This window comes from Nocardiopsis sp. TRM 82005, assembly GCF_056312425.1.
This window is the reverse complement of sequence record NZ_JBWDTQ010000013.1, coordinates 44,883-71,581: the sequence shown is the minus strand read 5'-3', so window position 1 is coordinate 71,581 and position 26,699 is coordinate 44,883. Positions and strand designations below refer to the sequence as shown.

Below are 26,699 nucleotides of genomic sequence, written 5' to 3'. Positions count from 1 at the left end.
TTGGTCGTCACACACCGATCCTCGACGCCCTTCGTCGTGCCCGCAGCAGGTTCAGGGATTTCCCATCAACGATCTAGGAACCTCTTGCCTCAGTTCGACGCCGTGGGCATCCGGAACCTGACCACCGGAACGGTGTCCCCGCCCGAATCACGCCGCCCGGGCATCCTCGCGGGGTCCACGTGGGCCAGCAGCGATCCGAAGCCCTCCCAGCCGCCGTCTTCGTGATCGTCGTCGGTCTCCAGGTCGTACCAGACCGCCGGGGTCATCGGCGGCCCGATCGGGACGGCGCGCACGGGTGCGTCCAGGGCGTGGTGGACGCCCAGGGACGCGATGGTCTCCACGCCCAGGGCCAGCCCCACCGGGGCCAGGCCGCCCGTCCGGTACGGCCCCCGTGTCAGGTCCGCGCGGCTCCGGCGGCGGCGCACCTCCATCACGTGCAACACGCCCCGGTCGGTCAGCTCCCGCACGAGCGGGGCCAGCGCGGACAGGTCCGGTTCGTCTCCCGGTGGGTGGCTCACGGTGAGCGTGACGGTTTCGCGGACGCCCTCCCGGGTCCGGCGCACCCGCAGCGTGCCGCAGAAGGCGCGCACCCCCTCGGCGCACACCGGTGGGGGCGGCCCGGTGAACGCCAGCCATGAGGAGCGGGGAGCGCGGTCCCGGCACAGGGCGGTGAGTTTCCGGGTGTCCCACGACAGAGTGGCGGGTTCGGTGGGGCCGAACAGGGAGGGCGCGGCCCCGGCCAGGGCTTCGGTGAGCAGCTCCACCGTCTGGCCCAGGACCAGGCCCGGCGTGGCGGGGTGGTCGGCTTTGACCGTGACCAGCAACTGGTGTTCCGCCTCCTCTGGCGCCGGTTCAGTCCACAGCGGGGAGTCGGCCGCCGGGGTGCCGGACGCGTCGGCGACGAAGCCGTAGCGTTCGTCCCAGGCCAGTGGGCGGCCGGAGAACCCGTCGCGGAACCCGTCGTCGGCCACCGCCCAGCGTGCCAGGGGCGCGGTCAGCAGGGTCGCCAGCGGATCGGTGAGCCGGGAGCTTGAAGGGGTGACCAGCTGGAGGGCTCGGCCCTGGCGGGCGTGCACCGCAAGGGCATCGGCCAGCCAGGCCGAGACCGATACGACGGGCCGGTCCTCGACCACCACGGCGGCCTCCTCGGTGAGCGCGGCGACCATCGGGTGTCCGGTGTCTCGGATGGGGATCCCGTCGAGCGCGGGCAGGCGTTCCTCGGGCTGCCACACCAGTCCGCCGTACCACCGCACCAGGGTGTCGGCGAAGCGGCGCATCGCCTGCCGGGTGGCGGGGTCGGCCAGTCCCGCCTCGGTGGTGCGGGCCTCCACCCACCAGGGCTGCGCGGGCAGGCTGTCGGGGAGTGCGGTGCCCAGGAGCCGTTCGGCCTCGGCCGAGACCGCGAGCCGCTGGGCGGCGTGCACCGCCGCGACCAGTCGCCCCGTTCTGTCACGCAGCTGGATGAGCGCGCCGTCGGCGGCCAGACGCACGCGCAGCACCGGTCCGGCCGTGGCCAGGGCGCGCGTCAGTCCGGGGACTCCGGGCGGGTGCTCCAGGAGGACGACCAGGGTGCGGCTCACGGAGGAAGCTCCTTCGATGACGTGCGCCGGGTCCGTGGGTGGGCCGAGGCGAGTTGCTGTTGACGTGTGTCGGCTGCGCTCTATCCGGTGGCTCTGCCCTCGGCTGCCACGCGCAGTTTCTCGTCCAGCCAGTCGTGGGCATGCACTTTGCCCTGGATCAGGACAGCTTTGGTCGTTCCCATGCGGGGTTGTCGTCTCCGTCGAATCGCATTTCCAGGCGCCAGTCAGTTTCATTATCCAAGAGGTGGAAAATATGCTCAGCGCTCCTCGCCACTTCGTTCCAGTCGGGTCCATGAACTTCTATGGCCGTGCTGGATTCAGCATAGACGTCAAGATTCTCAACATCGATAATCATGCCTCCTAGGCGAATTTCAATCGTGCCGATGATTGCCTTCTCTTGCTTGTAGTCTGAGATGGAGCGAATCTTGGAGACGACTTCATTAACTCCTGTAGAGGCCATTATAATTTCTGAGCGTGCCATTTTTCTCCTTATGGGAACGTCATTCACCGCCTGTGTAGCGCTCGGAGAAGTGGACGATCTCTCTGAGGACGTCGTTCCAGTCGTCGTGTCCTTCCGATTCCGGTTCGTATCCAGCACTCCATCGGCCAAAGAAGATATCGTCCAGGTACTGGTTTTCGTGCCCTTCATTCAGGAGAGTTTTGGCTTCCCGTTGAATGCCTTGTGAGATCTCATGAAGGGCCTTGTTCTGTTCGAAGACGTCAGAGAGGGTTTCGCCTTCGATTGTCCAGTCCTGGTGTAGATAGTAGTTGAAAAGATAGCAGAGGTTCTTGAATTTTTCTTCCGGGGTTTCCATTGTCTTCCTATGGGTTCGTAGTGGGTGAGGGTATCTGAATTTCGTTTTCGGGCTTGGGGGTTGGGTAGGAGGTGTGAACCCTGAAGTGGTGCGGTGGCATGTCAGGTTCATAAACGAGCATGACGGTGACGTGAGTCGGGTCAGGGTACTCCCACCCGATGGGATTCGCCGCCGAACCCAGGCGTTTTACGGCGTAACCGAGATCCTCGAGGCTGACATCGACGTTCTTGAAAAGCTTTCTTCTGTTGGTCTGGACGCTCATATCCTCCTGTAGCCATGAGGATACTTCCACACTGTGCTTGTCGAGCACGACAGCGGTTGCGAGTTCCGCTGTCTCCAGATCGTGGTAACTTCCTGCCACTCTGCCCGACGGTGCTCCCGGGATATTACCAAGAGTCCTATCTTTCAGGTATTCGATGCTCACGCCGACGTGGCGCTCGACGGCGTGACCTCCCGCTGCTTCGTTCGCGGTAAGACTTCCTCCGGGAAGGAGTTCTGAAGGATCGACCTCGGACTCGCCGTCCATGCTCTGGGAGGAGCCGCCTTCCTCCGGCTCGCTTGCGTTGTCATCGGACGCCTGACCATCATCCTGATCCCCTTCGTCATCGTCGCCGGTACCCACGTCGTCTCGGGGCGGCTCGTCGCCGCTTCCCGAGTTACCACCGCCGTCGGGCGTCGGGGACTCCTCGCCCTCGCTGGTACCGCCCTGGTTATGGTTTCCGGTGCTGTGTTCTTGGGGGCCCTGTCCCGTCTGCTCGGCCCCGCTCGGGTTGGTTCCGGTGTCGGTGCCATCCGTGGCGACAGAGTTGTCGATGGTGGAACCGTCCCCGCCCCCGTCGGCGGGGCTGGTGACCGGGGTGGTGGGGCTTTCCTGCTCGGTGGCGGAACCGTCGCTGACCGGGGAGGTCGCCCAGGGGTCGCTGGAGCTGTCGGCACCGCTGCTCGTGGTGCCGTCGTGGATTTCCTGGCTGGTCGGGTCACTCTCGCCTCCGGGCGCCTCGCCCTCTCCCGCGGGCGGAGTGCCCGTCGGGTCGGGCGTGGCCATTGGGATGCCCTCCCCATGTGAGGAAGGGGCTTCTCCAGTGGGATCGGTGGGGGTGCTGGAGGTTTCTGGGACGGACGTGGTGGGCGTTGAGCTCTCCGGAGCCGGAGCAGGGGAACCGGTCGGTGGACTCGGATCGGCTGTCGGGGCCCCGTTCACCTGGCTCTGTAGTTTCGCCAGGGACTCGCCCATCCCGCCGATGGTGTTGCCCGGGTCGGGTCGGCCCGCCGCAGAGCTATCGACGGGCATGCCCACGGTGTCGGTGCCGTGGAGCCCGCTGCCGTTACCGCTCACACCGTCGGGGCCGCGGTCGGCGGGAAGGGAACCGTCGCTGTGCGGGTTCGGCCCCCCCGCCGAGGTCGGGACCGTTGAGGAAGCTCTTGGCCCACCCCACCGGATTGGTCATCATCAGGACGTTTCCGGCCCCGTTGGTGACCGTGTACATCGGCCGGTCGTCCCATTCGCTGACGGGAACGATGGAGTCGCCGTACTCCTGCCACGCGCCCTTCGCGTTCTGGTACTGCTCGTCGATGTCGCCCGGAGAGACCCACTCGCCCTGCCCGTCCGAACCCGTCAGGGCCCAGAAGGTCTCCTTGCCCTCCTCCCAGCTCAAGAGGAGGTTGTGTCCGTGCTCGGTGCCGAACGGGTATGCGCCCTGGCCGTCCCGGTACAGTCCGGTGGACAGGCCCAGACCGGCGACCGCCCCGATGGCGAGGTCGCCCAGGCCCCAGAGCGCGTCCTCCAGCGCGCCGGTGGGTGCGTCGACCGGGCCACCCCAGGGATTGGGCTGGTCGGCCCGGGGCGCTGAGGTGCCGTACACCTGCCAGGAACGCTCGCCGTCGCTCTTCGTCTGGTCGTAGGTCGCCTTGTCGCTGTGGCCGGTGAAGAAGGTGCCGCCGTAGTGCTGGCCGATCTTGTTGGCGCAGTCGCGTTCGGCGTCCTGGTACTCGGTGACGGCCGTGGCGATCCGGTTGTTCAGGTCGTTGTTGACTTCGCGCTGGTCCTCGTCCTCCAGCCACTCCTCGTCCCAGCCCACGTCGGAGCGGAAGGCCTGGACTTCCGTCTTGATGCCGGTCAGGCGGGACTTGATCTCGCGCGCGGTCTCGGCGAAGGTCTCCAGCGCGTCGGCGGCGTCTTTGACCCCGGTGGCGACTGTGGAGCCGTCGGAGGAGACCGGGTCCAGGACGGAGAGCAGGGTGTCGGCTTCTGGTGCCACGTAGATACCGGTGAGGGAGGCCCAGGTGGTGGTGATGCCCGAACCGGACTCTTCGATGGCCTCGCCGATGACACGGAACCGCTCGGCGGCTTCTTCGAGTTCGTCGGGGTTGACGTTGGGGATGGGGACCAGCCCCGGGACGACTCCGTCGTCACCGGCGGGTTCGCACGCGTCTGTGGAGAAGGAGGAGAATTCCATGGACCCTTGAGGAGTGGGGGAAGGCCGACCTGAGGGCCGGAGCGGGGGAGGGAACGAAGAAGGGGGCAAACCTGGGTCAGTGCGGCTGAGGGTACTGGGGTTCGGGGACCTCGCCCGCGTTGCCCTGGGCGTTCTCGGCCATCTCCAGGTTGCCGTCCGCGTAGTGGGTGGTGGCCTCGCCTGCGCCTCCGGTGGCGCTGGCGCTCAGCGTGACCATCTCGCCGACGATGCCGAGAAAGTGCTCTCCGAACTCGCTGAGAGCGATGCGGATGGGGACGCTCGAAGCCGCCGTGCCCACTTCCTCCAGGCTCTCGCCGAGGTCGGTGTACTCCCCGGACAGCCCGGTGGTGCCCTCCTCGTCACCGACGAGTTCGGAGACGTTGTGCAGGACTCCGTTGACCTCGGGTACCTGGATGTTCCACGCGGACATGAAGGGCTCCTTCCGGCGGGGAGACGGGCAGGGGCAGGGCGGTGGAGGTACGTGCCAGGTGTCCGCCTGCTCACTGAGCGTTCCACAGGGGTGAGACGCTTTCTCACCATTTGCGTGGTTCCTCGTGAAGGGTCGCTTTGGCGAAGCTGTGCGTATGTGCGCAGGTGGAGGCAAGGGCAACCGGGAATGCCGGGGAAACCCCGCGGCGGCGAGTGGCGCACGTCACTTTCCGGGGTGTGTGGTGCGATAGCCGCCAACCGGAGGAGACGCAGGTCAAGCGCGTGCGCGCGGAAGGTTCGTAAGTGGCCGGATGCGGTCATCCGACACCCCCGGGCGAAGGTCGCGTGCAACAGTGGGGTCGGCTTCGAGGCCTGGTGGCGCGCAGCCGCGCCGCGCCCTTGACGGACTCGCGCACCATCCCGCAGACCCGAGTCGACTGGGTCCGTACCGGGCAACGCCTACGGTTCACCGCCTCGGACGGGGCGTAGGACCTGACCGATGCCGTCGAACATCCTCCAGCCCCCTGCGAGGCAGAGATGAAGTACCACGCGCCGGTTCGTGAACTCCTCGCCCAGTGCGTCCGCGGGCTCGACCAGCCCTTCACCAGCGAGCCGGTGGCCGCCTGGTTCGCCAGGAACCACCCGGACATCGGTCCGCAGACGGTCCGCGCACAGCTGCACCACGCGACCGAGCCGACGGGCGGTACCGGACCGCTCCTGCTCGGAACCGCGCGGGGCACCTACCGGTTGGCGGACCCCGACACGAACCGGCAGCACGCGAAGACCCTCCCCGAGGAGCCCGTGCGGCCGGAGGAGGCACCTCACGCCGACGTCATCCTGGTCGGCTGTGTCAAGACGAAGGAGACGACCGCGAGGCCCACGCGCGACCTGTACCAGAGCCCGCTCTTTTATCGGCGGCGCGCCTACGCCGATCGGACGGGAAGGCCCTGGTACGTCGTCAGCGCACGCTGGGGCCTGGTCGAGTCTCACGAGGAGATCGCGCCGTACGACCTGCACCTGGGAGAGTTGCCGACGCCCTTCCGGCGCGCGTAGGTCGGCTTCGTCACCGCCCAGCTGGCCCGCCATGGGCGGCTCGCCGGGTTGCATGTGGAGATCCACGCCGGAGCGGACTACGCCGACGTACTACGAGCGGCACTGGAGGAGCACGGTGCCATGGTGCGGATACCGGTCCAAGCCGAGTCCCCGGGGCAGGTCCTGGTCTGGCACGACCGGCACACGGCTGATCCCCGAATGCCCACACCGTCCCAGGACCCCGACCGAAGCTTCCGACCGCACAACAGGCGGCGGCTGCCCTGTCCGACCGCTCCGCGGCTCTGACCCCGGCCGAACTGCGGGCCAGGGACCGCGCGACCCTGTCCGTTCCCGGCCTCTACAGCTGGTGGGTGGACGCTTCGGGAGTACGCGACCTGAGCAGCGGACTGGCGGCGCGGATCGAGGAGGGGAAGGTCCACGCGGGACAGGCCGGGGCGACACGCTGGCCGAGCGGTAGGCGGTCCTGTAGCACACTGTACGAGCGGCTGGTCGGAATGCACCTGGGCGGGCCGTGTCGGCTGCTCCACGTTCCGACTGAGTCTGGCGACCGTGCTCGCGGCCTCGCTCGGAGTGCGACCGAGCACCGAGGACGCACTCTCCGCCTGGATGGAGGAGCGTCCCCGTACCCGTCACCGACGCCGATGCCCTCGGCGCGCTGGAACAGGAGGTGCTCGCCCTCCTGGACCCGCCGCTTAACCTCAGTCACATGAGCGGCACGATGGTCCGCTCTCAGCTCACCCGCATGTGCTCCGCCTGGAAACAGTAGCGAATTCGCCACGGCCTCCGGCAAAAAGGCTGTTTACGTGTCTACCTGGATATATTTATCGTTTGTGGCCGCCGTGGTTCTGGGCTGGTATCCACGGTCAGCGCCATGGGTTGCTCCTGGCCGATTCAGTTAGCGGGGGGCAACCTGGGTCTTTTTCAACTTCCAACACCCGCGCAGCGAAATGGTCAAATCCGGCCTCGACCCCAGGTGAGGGAGACATCACCAGGTTCCTCGCTGTGCCCGCCGTCCGCCCTGTTCAGCTCTCCGGTTTCCGGAACGCGCTCAGGGGGAGCAAGAGGGGTCGACCAGCGTATCCACAGCCGAGGCGACGCTCGCGCGGATGCGGTCCCATCCCATGCCCTGGGCGAGCAGTTCGGTGCTGAGGTCCGCGGCGACCATCCCCAGGAGCACATGGGCGAGATGGTCGGGGTCGGGCCGGTTCGCGCACAGGAGGGCCAGGTGCCGGTGCCAGAACACGTACGCACCGACGCGGAAGCGGGCTCCCGGCGAGGCCGTCTCCGACAGCCTGACCAGGTTCAGGTGATCGGCCAGGTACGTCAGGTAGGCGTCGAAAAAGGCCCGCGCCCGCTCGCGCGCGGGCGCTCCAGGGCCCAGCGGAGGGGCGCCGAAGACGATGGCCTCCTGGAGTTCGCGTTCGCGCTGGTCCAACAGTGCGGAGACCAAGCCGGACTTGTCGCCGAAGCGCCGGAACACGGTCCCCTTGCCGACCCCGGCCTCCCGCGCGACCGCGTCCACGGTCAGGGCCGCCACACCGCCTTCGGCGAACAGTCGGCCGGCCGCCTCCAGGACGCGGGACCGGTTGCGGGCGGCGTCAGCTCGTTCTTGGGGAGGACGGCGTAGGGCCTGCAGCAGTTCGTCGTTCACGGCCACCACTCTAGTAGGTAAACGGACTTAAGTCCGTTTATTCTCGCAGGGTTAAGCGGACTCCGGTCCGATTTTTTCGCTAATACAACCGGACCATGGTCCGGTCAGGAGAGTGGTATGACCACGTTGATCAGCCGTGACGACCTCAGGAAGCACATCGACGACGGGACCGTGACCGTCGTCGACGCCCTGGGAGGCAGCTACTACAAGCAGCAGCACCTGCCCGGCGCCCTCGCGCTGACGGCCGATGAGGTCGTCGCGGACCGGGCGGCGGAACTGCTTCCCGACAAGGACGTCCTCCTCGCCGTGTGCTGCTCCAACCCCGCCTGCGGCAGCAGTCAGGCCGTCGCCACCGCCCTCGAAGGGCTCGGCTACACCCGGGTACGCAAGTATCGGGAGGGCATCCAGGACTGGGTGGAGGCCGGGCTGCCCGTCGACAAGGGCTGACCCTCGCCCGGGCCGGGACCCGGCTGAGCCACATCGCGGGGAAGGCCCCCGAGTGGTGGACCGAAAGCCTGGTCCGGGCGTTGCGGGAGATCGCGGCCGAACCCGGAAACATCGCGGTGGTGCTGAGGACGGTGTCCGGCTGGGTGGACGGCGTGGACGAGGACGCTTTCGACGTACTGGCGGAGTTGGAGCGGGGTGCGCTGGGACGGCGCCCGTGTCGGCCGCCTGGGCCGCCGCCTTCCGGCCGGGGCACGGTGCGGAGCGCGTGCTGTGGTCCTGGCTCGACGCCCTGGCCCAGCGCCTCCGAGAGCAGTGGCCGTAGGGCTGGCTGGGTCGGTGGGTTCGCGGATGCGGATACGAGCACCCGTGGGTCCACCGATGTGCGAGCCGGGGCGGCGCCTCCAGCGCTCATGGCGCAGCTTCGTATCACCGCTGCTGGGGAGACGTTGCCGCGGTGTTCGCGCAGGCGTCCGGAGCAGGGTGTCCCTGTGGCGCGGCGCACCCGACCCTCACATAGGGAAGCCGTCTTTCTCATGGTTGGCATTATTCACAAACTGACGTATGATGTTGTGTACTCCTTGCTTCGTGTGTGCACAGGGCACCTGGAGTTGGACGGGTTCACGAACATGAGGCCAGCCCCGCGTGTGTTGGCCGTTCCGCGACCGGCCGGAGCACGGTGACGCCACCACCCCCGTGGCGCCGACCACCGCACCTTTCTCCGTCAGGGAGGCGAGGAAATGGGGAGCAAGGCCCGCCAACGGATCATCGAGCAGGAGCAGGACGCGGTGGACCGGGCCCACCGGTGCCTGGAACGGCAGCGTGGCCAGACCGAGCGGCTGGCGAAGGCGGACGCCGCGGCCAGCGCCAAGGACAGCGTGGCCCAGCGCCAGGAGTATGCGCGCTGGGTCGCGCAGTACGAGCTCGGTGGACAGCAACTCGTCGTCCAACGGGTGGACCTGCGCGAGGAGGGCGACGACGAGACCTTCTACGTCGGCCGTAGAAGCATCCGGGACGAGAGCGGCGCCGTCTTCGTCGTCAAGTGGAGCAGCCCGGCGGCGGTCCGCTGGCGGCGCGAACGCGGAACCGAGAAGGGCACGGTGACGCTCCGCCGACGTCTGCGCTGCCGTGGCGCACGCGTGGTGGACTACTACGACGAACTCGTCCGCAGCGCTGAGCCCCCTTCCCCGGGGAAGGGGGCCCCTGCCCAGGTGGCGGCCGCCATCAGGGCCCGCAAGGAGCAGGAGGCGGGTTCGGCCGAGGACCCGTTCCTGCACCAGGAACTGGACCGTTCCCGCGACGGGCTGATGCGCGACATCGTCGAGACGATCCACCGCGACCAGCTCGACCTGGTCTGCCACGACCGGCCGGGCGCACTGGTGATCCAGGGCGGGCCGGGGACCGGCAAGACCGCGATCGGCCTGCACCGTGTCACCTGGTTGCTGGACAACGACCACTTCACACCGGGGCAGATCCTCGTTGTCGGTCCCAGCCGACACTTTCTCGACTATGTCAGCGAGGTACTGCCCTCCCTGGGAACACGCGGCGTGACCTCACTGCGCGTCGACGACCTGTGCCGGGGACGGATCAGGGGGCACGACACCACCGAACAGCACAGGACCAAGTCCGACGCCCGGATGGCCGAGGTCCTGCGTGGAGCCGTCCGCGACACGGTGCGCCAGGGAGCCTGGTCGAAGTTCCTCGGCCACGGGCGGCTCAGCATCCAGATCGGCGAGGACATCCTGGTGGTGGACGGGGCCGACATCGAGCGGATCTTCGACGAGGCGCTGGGTCTGGACGCTTCCATGAACGCCCGTCGCCAGCGCTTCACCGACCTGCTCGTGGACCGCATGATCGACCAGGCCTCCTACCGGCAGCGCCGTCAGGGGCAGGCGCTGCGCCGCCGCATCACGTCCTTGCTGGCCGGGCCTGTCAACGCCACCTGGCCCAGGATCTCCGAGACCCGCCTGTACCGCAGAATCCTCGACGACCCGCAGGTCCTGGCGCGAGCCTCCGAGGACGTCCTCACCGACCAGGAACGGGCGGCGCTGCACCGGCCCGCGGCCGGACGGGCGGACCAGGAGCCCTGGAGCAGCGCCGACCTGCTCTGCATGGAGGAGTTGCGGATCCTGCTCGACGGAGACGTCCCGGACCGCTACCGGCACATCGTGGTCGACGAGGCGCAGAACCTCACCCCCATGCAGCTGCGCGCCCTGACCCGCCGCTGCCCGAGCGGCTCCCTCACCATCCTGGGCGACCTCGCCCAGTCCACGGGAGCACACAACCACCCCGACTGGGCGGCCCTGACCGACCACCTGGAACTGCCCGACGGGTGGGAACTCCAGGAACTCACCCTCGGATACCGCATCCCCAGCCAGGTGATGCACACGGCCGTCCCCGCCGCCGTGGCCGCCTCCGAGCTGACGACCTTCCCCGAAACGCTCCGCGCGCCCCGGGACGGCGAACTGACCATGACCCGTCTCGAACCGGACGAACTGGTCGACGGTGTCCGACGACGCGTGACCGCCCTGCTGGACGAGGGACGCGAACGCTCCGTGGCGGTCATCGCCGACGATGCCTTCCTGGAGCCGCTCACGAACGCGTTGGAGGCGGGCTCCGCGCCCACAGGCGGTGTTCGGATCCTTCCGGCGTCCGACGTCAGCGGCCTGGAGTTCGACCACGTCGTCCTGGTGGAACCCCGTGAGATCTCCGACTCCGGCCCCGGCGGACACGGGCGGCTCTACGTCGCGCTGACCCGGTGCACCCAGACCCTGACCGTCCTGCACACCGGATCCCTGCCCGACACCCTGGTCGACCCCGCCGCGCCCGCGACGGACCAGGAGAGGACCTGCACACGCCACCGCGCCGACGGTCAACCGTGCCGTAATCGCACGAGCTCCCCGGACGGCTGGTGCCGACAGCCCGGGTGCGAGGGCTACCGCACCCAACGGGCCCGACGCCCGGAGAAGCAGCCGACCGCGCTGAGTTCGCCTGCCGGATTGGACACCGGAGCCCGGCTGGAGGACTCCGTACGGGCTGCCGCGATCACCGTCGGGGCCGCGGCGCGCGCCCGCTTCGCGGTCCACCACAGAGCCACGGCGAGGGAGGCCGAGGCGGAGATCCGCGTCATGCTCGGTGACCTCCTGACCGAGGGGCGGCAGGCACGGCGCACGGACGGCCGCTGGCACGTGGAGCGCGACGGCTACCGGTTGGTCCTGGACCGCGCCGCCGCGTCGGTGGTCGACTACCAGACCGTGCACGCCGAACGCAGCTGGGCCCAGTACACGGCAGGTGTCAGCTCCCGGACCTCCCAGCGCACCGCCGAGAGGCGCAGCGACACCATGACCGAGCGGACGGAAGAGCAGCGGATGAGCGTGCCCATCCCACACGTTCCACGGCGGGGCGGGCCCCAGGACCCCACCGCGGCCGAACACCTGTGCCTGTTCCTGGCCGGGCTCGGACAACGGGAGGAGCCGCAGGACCGGAGCGTGTACGGCTTCGTGCGCCACAGCCTCATCGCCGACCTCTACCGCAACGGGAGCCTGCCCGACGAGCAGGAGACTGGCGACGTGCTCTGCGAGCTCTCCGGCCGATCGGTCCTGTACCGGGTCCTGCCCTCCGAGGACACCGGTTACGGGCGGCTGCGCGAGGCGGCCCTGGAGGCGCTGGAAGCACGTTGGGCCGGGGGAGTGGACGCCGACCGGATGTGCCTCGTCCTTCCCGCCCCTCCCGAGCAGGACTGGTCGGCCCCGGCGCTGCTCGGCGCCACCGGAGTGTCGGTGATCTGGCGAGAGGAGGATACGTGGCGCGGCGAGGATGCGGTCCTGGTCTTCGGGCCCGTCTTTCGGTGAGCGCACGCGGTCCTGCGCGGAGGTGTCCGTCGATCCGAGGAGAAGGTATGAGAGCGGACGCTGCTTCCCCCGTCATCACGGACACAACACCCGCCCGTACTCGGACCGGTTGCCGGTGGACGGAGACAGTCACCATGACCGGCCACGCGGTGGCGGTGCTCGTCTTCACCGAACCGTTTTTCTCCTGCTTCGCGGAGTTGAAGCACCAGCACGGCTCGGGCGATTCCACCGGACCGGTGCGGCCCGGGTCCCGCGTTCGTGTCGACCGGGTCTGAACCCACGCGCCGCGCGCACACGGCGGCTCCGTTCCCGTGCCGGGAACGGGGCCGTGCGGCTGGTGTTCAGGAGCTGCGGCCCGAGAGCGCGTCGCGCATCCGGTCGATGAGCCCCGCCCCCGGGTCCAGGATCTTGTTGGCGGGCGGGGTGTCCGGTGCGCTGGGGTGGGGGCGCGTGGGCGCCTGCTCCTTGGCCTTGACCACCTTGGCGCCCAGGTCCCGCAACTCCTCCGGCGTGCACGCGGCGCGCAGGCGCGGCAGCAGGTCCTTCTCCTCGTCCTCGACGTGGTGGCGGATATCCGAGATCAGCCTGTTCAGCAGTCGCTGAAACTCGGGGTCGCCGGCGTTCAGACCCTCCAGGTCCTTCATCACCTGCTCTGCCTCGGCGTGCTCCTGGAGCTCGTGGTCGGCGATTTGGTCGCCGTCGTCCAGCACCCGCCGTGCCGCCGGATACATGTGCTGCTCCTCGGCGACCGAATGCCGTACCAGCTCGGTGATCACGTGCTCGGTCAGCTGCTTGCGCGCCTCGGGTGAAAGAGAGCCCTCCAGCTCTGTGAATATCCGCTCGACCTGGCGGTGGTCGGAGATGATGACCTCGATGAGGTCGGGTTTCTGGGTTTCCGCGGTCATTGTCTCCCCCTGAAATCACGGATACGGATATCGACGACCACTGCCCGAGACGGCCCCTTCCTAACACGGCAGCCGTGGTTCGTCGCGTTCTACCGGTAAACGCACGGCCCGGGGTTCCCGCGGCCCCTAGGCTGGTGACCATGACCGACCCCGCCGCCACTCCCACCAGCGACGACACGTCCCTGACAGACGCACTTCGGGAACTGGACCTGCCCGGCCGCCTCCTGGAGGACACGGCCGCCGACCCCGACCACGCGGGCGCGCTCCTCCTGGGGTTCGTCGCGGAGTTGGGCCGCGCGGGGCACATCGCCCAGGCCCGTCGCCTGCTGGAGATCGTGCGCGCGCACCCGCCCGCCCCGGAGGACCACCAGCACGCCTCCGTTGAGCTGGCCAGAATCCTGCGCGGGAGCCAGGACGAGGGGGACGCGGACGAGGCGGAACGGATCACCGCCGAACTGCTCCGCTCCGGCCACCTGAAGGAGGGGCCCGCCCAGCTGCTCGGAGAGGACCTCCAGGAGACGGAGCGGTGGGACGAGTCGCTGCGCTGCCACAACATCGCGGGCCGACAGCTGCTCGCCGCGCCACCGGAGGAGCTCGCGGACGAGGACGACCTCTCCCTGGCGCCGCTCGTCAGCCGTCTGCTGGCACGGATGAAGCTGGGGCTGACACGCGACGCGCATGACGAGGTGGCCGTGGCCGTGGTCGAACGGCAGATGCAGGGAGTGATGGACTTCCCCGGCGCAGAGGGTGAGGACCGGCCGGAGGAGGACGGCCCGGTGGGGGACGTGGAGACGCTCTACTCCCGCGAGGCCTTCGACGAGGCCCGCGCCCGGGGACTGCTCACGGGGGAGGAGACCGCCGAGCGCGGCGCTGACGCCTACTACCGCGCCGCCGAGCGAACCCTGCGGGAACGGGAGCACGAGCAGCCCGGAACGCGGTGGCGCGTGGTGCTGCACGGTGTGGAGGAGATCGCGGAGTTCGCCGAGCGCTCCGGCCTGGACCCGGCGGAGAGCGCCACCGCCCTAGCCTGGGTGAACCGGGAGTTCGCCGCGAATGACCCGAGGCTCCGGGCGTGGCCGCCCGAGCGCAACGAGGCCTGCTGGTGCGCGTCGGGGCGCAAGTACAAGAAGTGCTGCGGTTCGCCCTCGAACCGGTGAGTGTCACCGGTACGCCCATTGACCGCACCTGTGGACAACCACGTACGGGGCACGGGCTTCTCTGCCACCATCTGTGGGATGGAACTCCACTCCCAGCATGTCCGGACACTCGTCGGTTCCATGGAGGCGCGGACCGCGGACCTGGGCGTGCGCGGCGGTCCTGTCACGGCCGTCTACCGTCCTGTCCAAACACAGGGCAGGCTCCGCGCGGGCGGTAGGGTGCTCGGCCCGCGCCTGGGGGTCTACCAGGTACTCCAGGCACTTCCGTTGGAGGAGTGGGTCCCCGTGGACGCACTGACCGAGCGTGAACAGCGCATTCTCCCGGCTCTGCCCACGTGGACCCGCTCGCGTAGGAACGGGCGGGTCCTTCGGTTGGCGGACATGCCCGTGCGACTGGACCTGCTCGTCACCCAGGAAGAGAAGTGGCTCGACGCCCTCGACCGGGCCTGTGTCCTCGGTCCGGTCGCACCCCGCATGGCCGTGTGCTCTCCGCTCGGGGAGGACCGGGAGCGGGCGTGCTGGGAGGCGGACTTCTACGGTGTGGGACTCGCGGAGCGCGACGGCGACGGTGTGAGGGTTCTGGTGAGACCCCGCACGGAGGTTCCCGAATCCGCCGCGGCGCTCAACTGGCGTTTCGCCGAGCGCGTTTACCGGGCCGTGGAGGAGCGAAACCTCCCGTCCTTGTCACCCGCCCAGTAGCGCAGTGCGTCCGAGGCCGTGAACGTGTCCTCTCTGGGGGAGACCGCTCTGTTGTGCCACTCGTATTCGAGGTGGGCTCGCCGACACATCCCCCGCCAGCGTGCCCGCACATCCACGTAGGAGGACTCAGAGCACAGCTCCTTCCACCACCGGGACCAGATCGCCATGTTGTGGGCGTGGGCCTCTCCCGTGTCGGACGAGTCCTGGAAGTCGCTGAGGAGCCTGCCCACCTCACCGTTGTTCCGCGCCTCACCCCATTCGACGCAGGGAAGACAGTCACATCGTTGAGGGTTTCTCAGCCGTTCGGCGAGGGTGGAGCCGCGGAAGTAGCCCATCAGGGCGGGCAGGATGACATCGGGGCTGGATTTCGGACCCGGTTTTCCGCCCTGCTTGTCGGGAGGAACCGCGTGGCGGACCGAGGCGGTGTCGCCGACGGAGGCGAAAGCCGCTCCGTGGGCCATCGCGTCCAGCGCGGCCATATCGGTTCTGAGCAGCGCGGTTCCCGGGCAGGAGCGGATGACCTCTCGCAGCGCCCTCGCCCTGACAGCCGATTCCAGCGGGTTCCCCCGCGCCCCGAGGATCAGTGCCTTGGGCGCGCGTACACGCCGCAGAGCGCTGATGAGGTGCTCCCGGCGGTCGGTGAGCCATCGCGCGTCGACGGGCACGGCGAAGACGACGCCCCGCATGTTCGTCTTGTTCACCTGTCTGACGGCCTCGTCCAGGGCCCGTCCTCCCACGGCGTCACACCGTAGGTACCGGGTGGGGGTCAGGACCAGGTCGGCGGGGTTCGACGTCAGGTGTTCGAGGGTTGCTCCGATGCCGGTCCGTTGTGTGTCGATGCGGAGTTGCTGTTCGAGCGTGAAGGGTTCCTCGAAAGCCGCGTAGAAGTCCTCGTATTCGGAAGGGTCCAGAACCACGGGGGTGCTCGGATTATCCGCGACGAATTCCTTCGCCCTTTTCCATGCGTTCTTTCCGGAGAACACCACTCCTTCGGCCTCGGTGGAAACCCTGTGCAGTGGCGCGTTGGCCGTGCCCTTGACGTGCAGCAGGACTCGGCCGCGTACGGCGGCGAGGGGATCGGATGGGGCGTGGCTGGCGAACGGGGACGGCCCTGGGGAAGTGGGCACCGCTTCACCTCGTGGTTCCGCGTTGGCGTGCGCCTGTTTCCTTCCCCCCGCCCGTTCCCCGAACCCCGAGTGGCCGGTTGAGGCCACTGAATGTGTGCATGCTGGGGCCGCTGTTATTTATGAGGTGTTCGTGTGGAGGGCGTCCGAAAAGGACCAGGGCGGACCCCAGGATTTCCCATACGTGAATCAGTGTCGCTCCGAAACGGCGGCCCTCTCCCGACGGCCGCACACCCGGGTGACCACGGCGAAGGTCACGGTGGCCACCAGCCCCAGGGTCGGCAGGGTGATCCAGGTCAAGGTAGGTCTGGCCGTCTCAGGGCGACGCGATGACGCGTGACCCCGGCGCGTCTGTCGGTTCCCCTCACTAGCGTGACCCCGCACGCGCCTCCCCACGCCGGTGAAAGGAACCACCCCATGCCCCGAGCCCTCCTCAGGATCGAGAGCCCCCTGGGTGTCTGCGTCCCCGCTCCCGGACTGCCCGGAGAACTCGGGACCGTGTTCGCCCAGCCCGTTCCGCTGACGGGTGGCTGACCATGACCGAGACCACCACCGCGGCCGCGCCCCCGCCCTTCACCTCGATCGTTCCCTCCGCCGCGGCCCTGGAGTGGGCGAAGCGGACCGCCGAGGAGTTCGCCCTGGGCATCGACGCCATGGGGAGGAGCACGTGGGCCTACCGGGAGACGATGCCCGAGCAGGCCGAGGGGGTCCTGGGTCGACTGCACGCCCCTGGCCTACCGGAGCTGATCGAGGAGTGCGACCGACTCATACACGCACACGCCCCCGAGCAGGGGTGGCGGGGATACACGGCGATCTCCGTATTCGACCGGGGCACCCCGCTGCGCGATCTGATCGACCGGTGCGACGACGACCTGAGGGTGCGTCTGGTGCTCTGGTTCATGCTCAACGCCAACCATCCCCGACACACCGAACTCGACGGGCAGGGCAAGCGCGGTGACTACTTCTCCAGCGTTCACCGCAGTGCCGCGTTCACCCTGTCCCGTATGGTGCTGCCCTGGGACAGTGCCCTGCTCTCCCTTCTCCTGCATGCGGAGGAGCGACGGCTCATCCGCCGACATGCCCACATCAACGTCTGCGAGCGGATGGAGGACCATGTCCTGGCTCCGTGCGTAGGACAACTGCAGGAGTACCGGGCGCGCTGCCAGGAGCGCGAAGAGAAGCTGTTCAACCGCGAACCCGACGATCCCGAGCCCCACGCACGGGGACTCCTGCTCCTCCTGCGGCTGGGCGCCCCCCTGGCCCTGGACCACATCCTTCCCGCAGGGGACCTGTTCGGCGATCTGCTCCGTGAGCGCGAACCCTCGTTGGCCGCCCACCCCGGTCTGGCGGAGTTGTTCGTCCACTTCCTGATCCCGCCCGGAGCCCGACCCACACGCGAGTGGCGCGAAGGGCTTCGACGCAGGCTGGCCGCGATCCCCGACGCGGAGAACGTGCTGCGGCGCGTGGTCGAGGCGGTGCTGCACACGCCGCGGGCCGAGAGGAGCCGCTACAGCTCGAAAACGGCGTACTTCCTGATCCACGTGCACAACATCGTCAACGGCCTGGTGTGGGCGGTGCAGGAGCAGGCCTCCGAGGCCGACACCTGGTCGCTGCCCCTCCTGGAACGGGTCGCGGTGTTCGCCGGAACCGGGCCGGGCGGCTCCAAGCTGCTGCGTTCCGAACGCACGGCCTCCGCCTGCGTGCGCGTCCTGGCCGCGCGCGGCATCGACGAAGCGGTCGCCGCCCTCGCCCGGATTCGCGCACGGGCCAAGAAGAAGACCCTGCTGAGGGTGGTCGACAAAGCCCTGGGGACGATCGCCGACCGGCTGGGCATCACCGGGGAGGAACTGCTGGAACGCACCGTCCCCGGCTTCGGCCTGGACCGGGACGGGACCCGGACCGACCGGCTGGGGGATCACCCGGTCACTGTGACCCTGAAGGCGGATGGCAGCGCCGTGCTGGGTTTCGTCTCCGCGAAGGGGCGTCCCGTCGCCAGCCCGCCCGCCGCCCTGCGCAAGTCGCACCCCGACGAGGTCAGGGCGTTGCGGGCCGAACTCAAGGAGCTGCGCCAGGCGGTGGCGGCCGAACGGGTCCGCCTGGAGGGGTTCCTGGCTCAGGGACGGGTGTGGGACGCCGCGTCCTGGATCCGTTACTACCTCGACCACCCGGTCACCGGGGCGCTCGCCCGGCGGCTGCTGTGGGAGGTGAGCGCCGACGACGGCCGGACCTGGGCGTGCGGGCTGTCCGAAGCCGACGGGGACCACTGGCGTCTGGCCGACCCCGACGGGACGACGGTCGTGCACACCGCGACCGTGGACGGCGGCGCCCGGGTGCGGTTGTGGCACCCCGTGCGGAGCCAGCCGGAGACGGTGCAGCGGTGGCGGGCGCATCTGACCGACCGAGAGATCGCCCAACCCCTCAAGCAGGCCTACCGGGAGATCTACCTGCTCACACCGGCGGAGGAGGCCACCCGGGTCTACTCCAACCGGTACGCCGCCCACATTCTCAAGTACGGGCAGGCCAAGGCCCTGCTGAACGATCGTGGGTGGAGCGTGCACCAGTTGGGCGGCTGGGACGGCGGTGAGGACGGCCCAGTCGAGCGCGTCTGCACCGATCGAGAGAGCGGGACCTCCTGGGACGTCACCCTCGACATCGCCCTGGCCGACGAGGGCGCGACCGATCCCGTCCGGCACTGCGGCACCGACCAGGTCCGCTTCTGCCGCGCGGGGGAGAGGGGACCCGCCCCGCTGGTGGAGGTGCCGGCGCTGGTGCTGTCCGAGGCGATGCGCGACGTGGATCTGGCGGTGGGAGTGGCCTCGATCGCCGCCGATCCCCAGTGGGTCGACCGGGGCGAGGGTGCCCACCTGCCCTACTGGCGACGGACGGCCTTCGGCGAACTCACCGAGAACGCCGTCGTGCGGCGCGAGGCCCTCGCGCGTGTGCTGCCGCGGCTGCGCGTGGCCGACCGGCTGGAGATCGACGGGCGTTTCCTGCGGGTGCGGGGCGAACTGCGTTCCTACCGGACCCACCTGGGCAGCGCCAACATCCTGATGGAACCGGACGACTCCTATCTGTGCATCGTGCCCTCGGGCAAGGACAAGGGACCGGGGGTGTTCCTGCCCTTCGAACAGGGCGGTGGCCGACTGGCGCTGATCCTGTCCAAGGCCCTGATGCTGGCCGGGGACAGCGCCATCGAGGACGCGAGCATCACCGGGCAGATCCGCCGTGGGCTGGACGGATAGGGGATCGGGCTCCCTCCGGCTGCGATTGTTGTGCCCGAGCAGCGATGATCTTGCCCCTGGAACCGGTCTCAGCCGCGAGAGTGGTTCCAGGGGCACGATTATCGCGGTTCACGAGGTGAACATCCGAATCCCCGTGTGTGTCCGAACACTCGTCAGTCCTTCACCTTTCGGTAGTCCACGGAGCGCCTATGTCCGCCAGGAACGACACATCCACGGGTTTCGACGCGTCCAGGAGTTTCGACCCCTCCCGCAGAGGATGTCTGCTCTGGTCCCTGGGATGCCTCGTTGCCCCGCTGGCCGTGCTTCTGGTCGCCGTTCTCGTCATCGCGACCGTCAACGGGTTCCGTGACGGGCACATCGCTCCCTTCGCCGAGATCCAGGGGAACCCGCTCTGGTCGGCTGAAGGAACGGAAGGGGAAGCCACCGGAGGTTGGGACACCACCGAGGCGATGGTCTACGGCGCCGAGAGGGGGCTGGCCGCCCTGGACACTGAAACCGGGGATGAACTGTGGCGGCTGGACCTCCAGGGCACGGTGTGCGGAATGAGCGACGAGGCCCTCGACGGCTTCGGCGTGGTGCTCCTCGAGGGGGACACCGAGGAGGAGACCGGGCCCGACGAGGAGGATGCCCCGGCGCGCTCCTGCGATGTCGCCCTGCTGGTGGACACCACCACCGGCGAGGAGGTCTGGCGGACCGACCCGCTGGCCGACGAGGCCTTCGAACAGGCCGATCTTCTCTTCTCCAGTGGTTCCCGTTCCGAACAGGCCGGCGACCAGGTCCTGGTCCGTGTCGGGGGCGAACTAGTGGGGCTCGACGGCGGCACCGGCGAGGAGTTGTGGCGGCGCGGCGGGTTCAGAGCGGGGGAGGTCCTCTGCCCGGCCGCCGACTTCCTCGCCCGCGACGCCGCGGAGGTGGTCGTCGTGGCCGACTGCGGCATCGACGAGTCCGTCACCGTTCACGTGACCGACGCCGCGACGGGCGAGGACGTCAGTGCCTTCGAGTCCCCCCGGGGGCGCTCCCAGCCCAACATGGACTCCGTCAGGCGGACGCGGTTGGTCGCCACGGACCCGATTCACATCGCGATCGACCTGGGACACCACTTCGGTGCCGGCAGTGAGGGCTATGCGCCGGACGGCGACGGGGAAGGGCACGAGAGCGAACCGGTCCTGGCCTTCGACGACGGCGGGCCCCTCCGGCACGAACTCGATGTCGGCGCCTCGATCTTCGGAGCATCCTCCCGGGAGAGCACGTTCGTAGTGGATGACGGCAGGCTCTACACGAACTCCACCAATCCCAGCTGCACGAACGACATCCGCGCGCACGATCTCGACACGGGCGAACTGCTCTGGGAGACGGGTGTCGGCGACCCCGGGCCGCAGGTCGTCGACGTGCGTGACGACAAGCTGCTGGTGATGCTGGACGGCGACGGCTCGTTCGGCGAGTGCAGCATGCTCGGACCCGAGTGGGACTGGCAGCTCTACGCGGTGGACACCGCCACCGGCCAGGAGGAGCCCCTGAGCGCTCCGCTCTCCGGAGTCCGGCAACCGCGCGCCACCGAGCTGTGGTGGCGCGACGACCGGATCTTCCAGTTGGAGCACCCCATCGGCGACGGCCTCGGCCAGATGATCGCCTACGGGTAACCCACCGCCACACCGGGCGGGGCTTCACCGCGCGGTGAAGGGTGGGGCTCCCGACCCACTGATCTCGCCTTCCCGAGGCGGTCGACCGGACGAGGCGGGCACCGAGGCGACGTGGGGGGAACGCATGCGCCGCACCGTAGCGGGACGGTGCCTTCCCCCATCCGTGGACACGGCGAGCGGGTGGAACCAACCCCCGACGGGGGTTCACCGGAGGATGGCCGACCGTTGCCCATGGGTGCGGACCAGGGCGGACAGCGAGGGTGCTTGGGGCCACAGCACCGCATTCCGCTGAGGGAGGAGACCGGAGCTTCGTCAGCCATCCGGGTGGGGGTCGTGGCTCCGCCCTGGTGCCAACCGGCTCACATCGGTCGGTCGGTGCGCGCGGCCTCCTCGATGTTGACGTTGAGCACATGGACGCCCTCGGCGGAGGAGACCACGACCGTGCCGTCGGGGGTGGCTAGCAGGTCGTTTGCCTGTGGCGGAACCGGCCAGGGGAGGACGACCTTCTTCGGGATGTCCGTGTCCAGGAACATGTGGCACAACCGTCCTGGAGGCTCCTGGGAGTGGCGCTGTTCCTGGACGAGAACGGCGACCGGACGGCCGCCCCACTCGGTCACCCGCGACACCACCACCCACGGATCTTCCTCTGGGAACACGGGCTTCAGATCGGGCAGGGTGACGATGTTTCCGGCCTCGGCGAGGTAGGTGTGCCCGGCCGCGTGAGCGATCTCGACATCCCGGTCCTCGGGGACCCAGCTGTGGAGAGCGACCTTCCCCACCCAGGAGCCGTCGTCTGCCCGCTGTACGTAGACGAAGGGCTTGTCGAGGACACTGAAGTCGTCGGCCCCGAACTCGACGACCTCCTCGGTGGTGGGCCATGCCAGATAGCCGTGCCGTAGGGTGAGGCGCTCGCTGATCTCGCGGTAGCGGTAGTGGTCGCAGGCCATACCGGGGACCGGTTCGCCGGTGGCCAGGTTCGTCGCCGACACCGAACGGTGGTAAGGCCCGTCGCCGTCCTCGTGCAGGAAGAGCAGGTCACGGCCGCCGTGGTGGCCCAGGGCCAGGTAGCACACGTCATAGGCCTGTTCCGCTGTCTGTGTGCCAGGTAGGGGAAAGGCCTCCAGGACGGACCCATCACGCACATCGGCGATCATCAGGTCCTTGGACGTGTTGAACGCCAGAACCGGTTCGGTTCCGAGCGTGGGAAGACCGACCAGGTGGATCGGGGAGTCGAAGGAGAGCGCGGGGCCCAAGGGGCGGCGGCTCGTCAGGTCGGAGGCGATCGCGAGGAAGCCGTCGTTGAGAAGGCCGGGTTCGGACTCGTCGTCCACGATGGCCAGCAAGGTGTCCCGGACCAGTTGAAGGCGTGCCCCGTGCCATGTCTCGTCCAGCAGGCGTGTCTCCCCCATCGGGATTCCCTTCGTCGGTTTCGGCCCCCGGCATAGTAGTGCTCTCCCCTTGCCCGGCCTGGGGCAGAACCAGGTCCGCGCGAAGCCCGGGACGGTCTCGGAGGGCCAGCCCGGCCGGGAACCGCTGATCGCGCCGGGTGTACCGGCTGCGCCGTCACCGGACAGGCGACGGCGCGCACGGGGACGATCAGTTCCCGGTCTGCTTGGGCGGGCGCCCGCGGCGCGGGGGAGGCGGTCTCCACGCGGTGACCTGGTCTTCGGTGAGCTCCAACCGGTTCAGGTAGTCCGCGAACCTCCTCCTCAGCTCGACACCGTCTCCGTGCGCACGGCGCGGGCCGATTCCCGCCCCCACACGATCGACCCACGGCAGTATCTCGGCCAGGCCTGCGAGCAGCGGGACCACGGTCTCCGTGGGGGCCTGGGGCGGTGCCAGGTTCCGTTCGACGATGTCCACCAACGCCCATGCTCGGTCACGCGCGTCCCACCCGGCCCACCCGAGCATGCTGGTGGCGGACAGCCCGGGGGAGGGGCTAGGAGAGTAGGAGGTGAACCGTTCGTTGGGCATGTCGAACTTGCCCCTGTTGGCCCAGTACGACTTCCTGAGGAAATCGGCCGCAGTGAACTTGGGCGGTGACGTCTCATCGGATGAGTCGGCCTCGACGGTGTCCTCGGGCAGAGGGTTCTCCCGTCTCCACCGCAGATCCCACAGCAGAGTCCACTCCCGGTGTTTGCGCAGGCCCGAAGGGCGGAACCTGAGCGCCGCGAGGAAAGGAACATGTTCCTCCTGAAGCAACGCGGTGAGCAGCTTCCTGACGGTGGATCCGGGGCTGTGCGTCTCGACGGCGGCGATCACGTCCGGATCGTTCTCCAGCGCCCCGATCAACTCGGAGAGAGTGCGCACGGTCGGCCGGTCGACCCCGTCCGTTCCCCGCGTATACCAGAGTTCTCGGCTTTCGCACCGCTGTAGGAGCCAGGCGGCGACAGGGGGGCGCCACACGGATTCCCACGGGGGAGTGGTCCATCGGTGTTTGAAGTCCGGTCGTTCCAGCACACGCAGGGCGGAATTGTCGCGCAGGGCGTCGATACGTGCGAGCACGGCCCGACGGTAATCGGACGGCCAGTGGGTGGGTGGGGTCGCGAAGCGGTCGATGGCGTTTCTCTCGAACCACTCACGCTCTTCGAAGGTCTCAGGGTCCTCCTCCTGCTCTTGGGCCAGTGCGAACTCGAAGGCCCGCTCCCCTTGAACGATCCCTTCGGGCAGAGAGTCGAGGAGAACGTGGGGAATACTTCCCGTGGGAACGAGCCCGTATGACTCGTAGACGCGCCAGTCGAGCTCCTCCTGGAGCAGGATCATGCGTCGAAAGGTGGAGCGCCACTCTTCGCCCAGCACCGTGATGCGCTCCCCGGCCGGGGGTGTGCCAGGATTTTCGACCTCGGCGCGCAGGTCGAGGAGCTTCTGCGCCAGAAGGTCGAGTTCCCCGGGCGTCTCCGTCTCGGTGAGAGCGGGCACGGGCAGGTTGAGCATTCGGGACGAGGTGAATTCGTAGATCGCCTCCCAACCGTCCCCCGACCTGAGTTGGTCGCCCCTGGGGTTGCCCTTGTTTCGGCTGACCTGCTTCATCCAGAAGCAGGCGGTGGAGCTGTTGAGCACTCCGAGTAGCCCCAGGGCTGTCTCCTCGGTAACGGAGGTGGGCAGCTCGATGACCGGGGCCGAGTTCAGCGGCGCGTTCACATCCCGGTTCAGGGCGAAGTGGGTGTGGGTCGCCACCCAGGGAAAGATGATCGACCACGAGGACACGTTCCGGTTGGCCGTCAACTGGTGCCAGTCATACCACTTCTCCGAGCTGATCCTGGACCGGTCGGCGAGCACGTTCTGGTAGGGCCACAGTCGTCTGAGGTGGCCGGGAAGGTCCCGTAGGTCGACGAGTTTCGTGCGGTCCTCCCACATTCGGGGAAAGAAGGCCTCGAGGTCACTGCGGACCTGCCAGTCACGTACCTCCGAACCGGTGACCAGATCGATGGTGGCCTCGGTCTCCACTCCCCAACGGCGCATCGACGCGGGGGGCGCGGAGAACAGGTCGTCGGCCCCGGTGCTGGCGATGTAGCCGATGCGGTGGACATGGTCGCTCAGCAGTGTGTCCGAACGCAGGGACCGGAACACGGCTTCGGTCCGAGGCGGGCTGAGGAGCCATGGGTGGGTCCGGAACTCATGCTGTGGACGCTTATGGGAGGACGTCCAGGAGTCCTCGCTGGGAACCTTGGCAAGTCGGTCCCTGATAGAGGTCCATACCCTGCCCTGACCCGGGTCGTTCGGTGTGGAGGGCTCGCCGCGCTCGCAGTTGACGACGGTGACACGTGAGTCCGGGGAGGGTGTCTGGTTGCGCCCGGTGAGGATGAGCGTTGGTACGCCGTGGCCGGGGATGTAGGCGCCGGAGGTGTCGATGATGTCGTCGATCTTCACAGTGGGGAGAAAGGACTCGACCAGGGGCTTGCCGAAGTCTCGTTTGGTGAAGGCGCTCGCCGTCAGCAAACCGACGCGCCCCCCTGGGCGGGCCAGGGAGAAGGCGCACTCGGTGAAGGGGGCGTTCAGGGCGAACACGCCGGATCGTGCGCTCAGGTAGCCCTCGCGGTAGGCCTTCATCGCAGCCTTGTCACCTGGGACGATGTAGGGAGGGTTGGTGGCCACCGCGTCGTAGCTGGAACGTCCCAGGACCTCCGCGCTCGTGACCATGTTCAGGAGAGGTAGATCGCCGCCTCCGGCCGAAGGCGCACCCCAGACCACGGGTGCACCGAGCCCTTCCAGTAGCGAGTCCGCCTCGGCGACGAGGATCCGCCACTCCCGCTCGGTGTCGGCGGAGATGGTACCGGCCCGTCCGAGTGCTTCGATCGCGAGTCGGAAGCGGCTGACCATGACGGCGATCGGGTTGAGGTCGGAGCCATGGACACAGGACAGGGCCAGAGCGACCGCTTCGTCCCTGGGCAGGTCCGGCTTTTCCGCGTGGACCCTTCGCAGCACCCGACGGAACGCACCCAGGAGGAACCCCCCGGAACCGCAGGCCGGGTCGATGTAGCGGAACCCGTGCTCCGTGACGCTTTCGGCTTCCTTGAGCGCCTGTCCCAAGGAATGGTCGAGAACCAGGTCGATGACGAAGTCGGGCGTGGTCAGCAGGGCGTAGGCCTTGCGCGAGTTCTCGGAGAGGGTTTGGTAGAGGTCCTCGAAGAGGGTGGTGTCCGGTCCCGCGCCGGTGAGTGAGGGGTCGATCGTCGATCCCAGGGGCGCGCGTTTCCTGTCGCGCCAGAAGGCCACCAAGCGCCGGGCCGCGCTCTCGTCCGGCCGGTGCTCTCGCCACGTACCCGCGCCGTGGTGGAAGACCTCGCCGAGAACGGGGTGCGCTTCGACCACCTCGGTCATGGCCTGCTCGATGACCCGTAGCGGATCGGTTCCCGAGAGGTCAGTCGGCACGTCCGTTCGAGTCAGGGACGTGTGCCCCACGAGCCCGATGTCCTCACAGAAAGTGACGAAGGCGGTGGCGAGTACCCACATGACAGCAGCGTGTTCGGCGTCCCGCTCCGTTGCCCGAACGGCGGCGGGAGCGGGTCGAAGACCTTCCCGGACGGTACCCACCAGACGTTGGAGTGGTCCCAGTAGCAAGGTCTCGTTCATGCGCCCCGTCTCCTCGTCCTTTGGAATGCCTGGTCAGATCGGATCTCTAGGTGCAGAGGGAGGCATTCGGCCAACCTCGTCCAGCATAATCCATCTGTTGAGTGCGGTAAATAGTTGTGCGTGCTGCAATGGATTGCTACCGTGGTCACCGTAGAACCCGCTCTGTGCTGTGGCCCACCCAGGTGCGCCGTACCACACCCCCAGTTCGTCGCTCTCCGTAATTCACACGTGAACAGAGGTCACGACACATGCCCATCAAGCTCTCCGCGGTTCTCGTTTCCATGGCCATCGCCGCCTGTGTCGCCTTGCTGTGCGCCGTGGGCGCCATGCTGCTCGCCCGAGAGGAGAAGAAGCCGTGGTCGGCCGCGCTGCGCACGGCCTTCACCACGATGCTCGCCACCATGACCACGTTGACCGCGGTGGTCGGCGTCGTCTTCGCGGTCCTGTGACGGAGATTCCGCCTTGCCCAAGGCACCGGGGCCGCAGTCCGCGGTCCCGGTCCGAGGGCGCCGAGCCGGCCGAACGCGACAAGAACTCGGACACCGGGTCCGAACCCTGAGGGAGGAAGTCCCCCGGGACA

The 26,699-nt window shown here is 68.5% G+C and carries 21 protein-coding genes; 10 read left to right on the top strand and 11 right to left on the bottom strand.

The features are described from left to right. Positions 1–89 precede the first annotated feature (89 nt). From AC0T5L_RS10450 to AC0T5L_RS10425, 6 genes are all read right to left on the bottom strand, one after another. The gene (locus AC0T5L_RS10450) at positions 90–1,580 is read right to left on the bottom strand and encodes a DUF6177 family protein (RefSeq protein ID WP_476165216.1); all 1,491 of its coding nucleotides are present in this window, start codon (positions 1,578–1,580) and stop codon (positions 90–92) included. A 157-nt stretch (positions 1,581–1,737) separates the two neighbouring features. Next, entirely contained in the window at positions 1,738–2,061 is a 324-nt protein-coding gene (locus AC0T5L_RS10445) for a hypothetical protein (RefSeq protein WP_476165215.1), read from the bottom strand. A gap of 19 nt (positions 2,062–2,080) precedes the next feature. After that, positions 2,081–2,395, bottom strand: coding sequence for a contact-dependent growth inhibition system immunity protein (locus AC0T5L_RS10440; protein WP_476165214.1), 315 nt, complete (start codon positions 2,393–2,395; stop codon positions 2,081–2,083). Positions 2,396–2,402: 7 nt separating this feature from the next. Continuing rightward, positions 2,403–3,440, bottom strand: a complete 1,038-nt coding sequence (locus AC0T5L_RS10435) for an RNase A-like domain-containing protein (RefSeq protein WP_476165213.1) — start codon at positions 3,438–3,440, stop codon at positions 2,403–2,405. Between the two features lie 280 nt (positions 3,441–3,720). Next, the gene (locus AC0T5L_RS10430) at positions 3,721–4,851 is read right to left on the bottom strand and encodes a hypothetical protein (protein WP_476165212.1); all 1,131 of its coding nucleotides are present in this window, start codon (positions 4,849–4,851) and stop codon (positions 3,721–3,723) included. Between the two features lie 76 nt (positions 4,852–4,927). Beyond that, on the bottom strand, positions 4,928–5,281 hold the full coding sequence (locus AC0T5L_RS10425) for a DUF6507 family protein (RefSeq protein WP_476165211.1): 354 nt from the start codon (positions 5,279–5,281) through the stop codon (positions 4,928–4,930). A gap of 536 nt (positions 5,282–5,817) precedes the next feature. Here AC0T5L_RS10425 and AC0T5L_RS10420 point away from each other — a divergent pair. Both AC0T5L_RS10420 and AC0T5L_RS10415 read left to right on the top strand, forming a co-directional pair. After that, complete coding sequence (locus AC0T5L_RS10420) at positions 5,818–6,333, top strand: DUF6884 domain-containing protein (protein WP_476165210.1); 516 nt, start codon at positions 5,818–5,820, stop codon at positions 6,331–6,333. Positions 6,334–6,381: 48 nt separating this feature from the next. Continuing rightward, positions 6,382–6,618 (top strand): hypothetical protein, encoded by a 237-nt coding sequence (locus AC0T5L_RS10415; protein WP_476165209.1) that lies wholly within the window; start codon positions 6,382–6,384, stop codon positions 6,616–6,618. A gap of 763 nt (positions 6,619–7,381) precedes the next feature. Here AC0T5L_RS10415 and AC0T5L_RS10410 read toward each other — a convergent pair. Next, a complete protein-coding gene (locus tag AC0T5L_RS10410; protein ID WP_476165208.1) occupies positions 7,382–7,984 on the bottom strand; it encodes a TetR/AcrR family transcriptional regulator in 603 nt (200 codons plus the stop codon). Between the two features lie 117 nt (positions 7,985–8,101). On the opposite strand from AC0T5L_RS10410, the gene AC0T5L_RS10405 reads away from it, so the two are divergent. The 3 genes from AC0T5L_RS10405 (at position 8,102) to AC0T5L_RS10395 (ending at position 12,554) form a co-directional block, all read left to right on the top strand. After that, positions 8,102–8,431 (top strand): rhodanese-like domain-containing protein, encoded by a 330-nt coding sequence (locus AC0T5L_RS10405; RefSeq protein WP_476165207.1) that lies wholly within the window; start codon positions 8,102–8,104, stop codon positions 8,429–8,431. Between the two features lie 737 nt (positions 8,432–9,168). Next, the gene (locus tag AC0T5L_RS10400) at positions 9,169–12,279 is read left to right on the top strand and encodes a HelD family protein (RefSeq protein ID WP_476165206.1); all 3,111 of its coding nucleotides are present in this window, start codon (positions 9,169–9,171) and stop codon (positions 12,277–12,279) included. Positions 12,280–12,413: 134 nt separating this feature from the next. Continuing rightward, complete coding sequence (locus AC0T5L_RS10395; protein WP_476165205.1) at positions 12,414–12,554, top strand: hypothetical protein; 141 nt, start codon at positions 12,414–12,416, stop codon at positions 12,552–12,554. Between the two features lie 66 nt (positions 12,555–12,620). On the opposite strand, the gene AC0T5L_RS10390 is transcribed toward AC0T5L_RS10395, so the two are convergent. Continuing rightward, entirely contained in the window at positions 12,621–13,184 is a 564-nt protein-coding gene (locus tag AC0T5L_RS10390) for a hemerythrin domain-containing protein (RefSeq protein WP_476165204.1), read from the bottom strand. A 140-nt stretch (positions 13,185–13,324) separates the two neighbouring features. On the opposite strand from AC0T5L_RS10390, the gene AC0T5L_RS10385 reads away from it, so the two are divergent. Both AC0T5L_RS10385 and AC0T5L_RS10380 read left to right on the top strand, forming a co-directional pair. Next, positions 13,325–14,341: an SEC-C metal-binding domain-containing protein gene (locus AC0T5L_RS10385; RefSeq protein WP_476165203.1), complete on the top strand. Its 1,017-nt coding sequence runs from the start codon at positions 13,325–13,327 to the stop codon at positions 14,339–14,341. A gap of 78 nt (positions 14,342–14,419) precedes the next feature. Continuing rightward, complete coding sequence (locus tag AC0T5L_RS10380) at positions 14,420–15,040, top strand: hypothetical protein (RefSeq protein ID WP_476165202.1); 621 nt, start codon at positions 14,420–14,422, stop codon at positions 15,038–15,040. Here the strand turns inward: AC0T5L_RS10380 and AC0T5L_RS10375 are convergent. Next, positions 14,989–16,167 (bottom strand): hypothetical protein, encoded by a 1,179-nt coding sequence (locus AC0T5L_RS10375; protein WP_476165201.1) that lies wholly within the window; start codon positions 16,165–16,167, stop codon positions 14,989–14,991. The genes AC0T5L_RS10380 and AC0T5L_RS10375 overlap by 52 nt on opposite strands. Positions 16,168–16,700: 533 nt before the next feature. Here AC0T5L_RS10375 and AC0T5L_RS10370 point away from each other — a divergent pair. Together AC0T5L_RS10370 and AC0T5L_RS10365 are read left to right on the top strand one after the other, a co-directional pair. Next, a complete protein-coding gene (locus AC0T5L_RS10370; protein WP_476165200.1) occupies positions 16,701–19,406 on the top strand; it encodes a DUF4132 domain-containing protein in 2,706 nt (901 codons plus the stop codon). 188 nt (positions 19,407–19,594) lie between these two features. Beyond that, positions 19,595–21,046, top strand: a complete 1,452-nt coding sequence (locus AC0T5L_RS10365) for an outer membrane protein assembly factor BamB family protein (RefSeq protein ID WP_476165199.1) — start codon at positions 19,595–19,597, stop codon at positions 21,044–21,046. 359 nt (positions 21,047–21,405) lie between these two features. Here the strand turns inward: AC0T5L_RS10365 and AC0T5L_RS10360 are convergent, their stop codons facing one another. Together AC0T5L_RS10360 and pglX are read right to left on the bottom strand one after the other, a co-directional pair. Then, on the bottom strand, positions 21,406–22,455 hold the full coding sequence (locus AC0T5L_RS10360; RefSeq protein WP_476165198.1) for a hypothetical protein: 1,050 nt from the start codon (positions 22,453–22,455) through the stop codon (positions 21,406–21,408). A gap of 187 nt (positions 22,456–22,642) precedes the next feature. Continuing rightward, complete coding sequence (gene pglX, locus AC0T5L_RS10355; RefSeq protein WP_476165197.1) at positions 22,643–26,119, bottom strand: BREX-2 system adenine-specific DNA-methyltransferase PglX; 3,477 nt, start codon at positions 26,117–26,119, stop codon at positions 22,643–22,645. A gap of 248 nt (positions 26,120–26,367) precedes the next feature. Between pglX and AC0T5L_RS10350 the strand changes: the two genes are divergently transcribed. After that, on the top strand, positions 26,368–26,568 hold the full coding sequence (locus tag AC0T5L_RS10350) for a hypothetical protein (protein WP_476165196.1): 201 nt from the start codon (positions 26,368–26,370) through the stop codon (positions 26,566–26,568). Positions 26,569–26,699: the final 131 nt, after the last annotated feature.

Excerpts from the sequence above, each read along its gene's own strand:
- AC0T5L_RS10445 (WP_476165215.1), bottom strand. The coding sequence starts at position 2,061 with ATGGCACGCTCAGAAATTATAATGGCCTCTACAGGAGTTAATGAAGTC.
- AC0T5L_RS10440 (WP_476165214.1), bottom strand. The coding sequence starts at position 2,395 with ATGGAAACCCCGGAAGAAAAATTCAAGAACCTCTGCTATCTTTTCAAC.
- AC0T5L_RS10435 (WP_476165213.1), bottom strand. The coding sequence starts at position 3,440 with ATGGCCACGCCCGACCCGACGGGCACTCCGCCCGCGGGAGAGGGCGAG.
- AC0T5L_RS10430 (WP_476165212.1), bottom strand. The coding sequence starts at position 4,851 with ATGGAATTCTCCTCCTTCTCCACAGACGCGTGCGAACCCGCCGGTGAC.
- AC0T5L_RS10425 (WP_476165211.1), bottom strand. The coding sequence starts at position 5,281 with ATGTCCGCGTGGAACATCCAGGTACCCGAGGTCAACGGAGTCCTGCAC.
- AC0T5L_RS10420 (WP_476165210.1), top strand. The coding sequence starts at position 5,818 with ATGAAGTACCACGCGCCGGTTCGTGAACTCCTCGCCCAGTGCGTCCGC.
- AC0T5L_RS10405 (WP_476165207.1), top strand. The coding sequence starts at position 8,102 with ATGACCACGTTGATCAGCCGTGACGACCTCAGGAAGCACATCGACGAC.
- AC0T5L_RS10400 (WP_476165206.1), top strand. The coding sequence starts at position 9,169 with ATGGGGAGCAAGGCCCGCCAACGGATCATCGAGCAGGAGCAGGACGCG.
- AC0T5L_RS10395 (WP_476165205.1), top strand. The coding sequence starts at position 12,414 with ATGACCGGCCACGCGGTGGCGGTGCTCGTCTTCACCGAACCGTTTTTC.
- AC0T5L_RS10390 (WP_476165204.1), bottom strand. The coding sequence starts at position 13,184 with ATGACCGCGGAAACCCAGAAACCCGACCTCATCGAGGTCATCATCTCC.
- AC0T5L_RS10385 (WP_476165203.1), top strand. The coding sequence starts at position 13,325 with ATGACCGACCCCGCCGCCACTCCCACCAGCGACGACACGTCCCTGACA.
- AC0T5L_RS10380 (WP_476165202.1), top strand. The coding sequence starts at position 14,420 with ATGGAACTCCACTCCCAGCATGTCCGGACACTCGTCGGTTCCATGGAG.
- AC0T5L_RS10370 (WP_476165200.1), top strand. The coding sequence starts at position 16,701 with ATGACCGAGACCACCACCGCGGCCGCGCCCCCGCCCTTCACCTCGATC.
- AC0T5L_RS10365 (WP_476165199.1), top strand. The coding sequence starts at position 19,595 with ATGTCCGCCAGGAACGACACATCCACGGGTTTCGACGCGTCCAGGAGT.
- AC0T5L_RS10360 (WP_476165198.1), bottom strand. The coding sequence starts at position 22,455 with ATGGGGGAGACACGCCTGCTGGACGAGACATGGCACGGGGCACGCCTT.
- pglX (WP_476165197.1), bottom strand. The coding sequence starts at position 26,119 with ATGAACGAGACCTTGCTACTGGGACCACTCCAACGTCTGGTGGGTACC.
- AC0T5L_RS10350 (WP_476165196.1), top strand. The coding sequence starts at position 26,368 with ATGCCCATCAAGCTCTCCGCGGTTCTCGTTTCCATGGCCATCGCCGCC.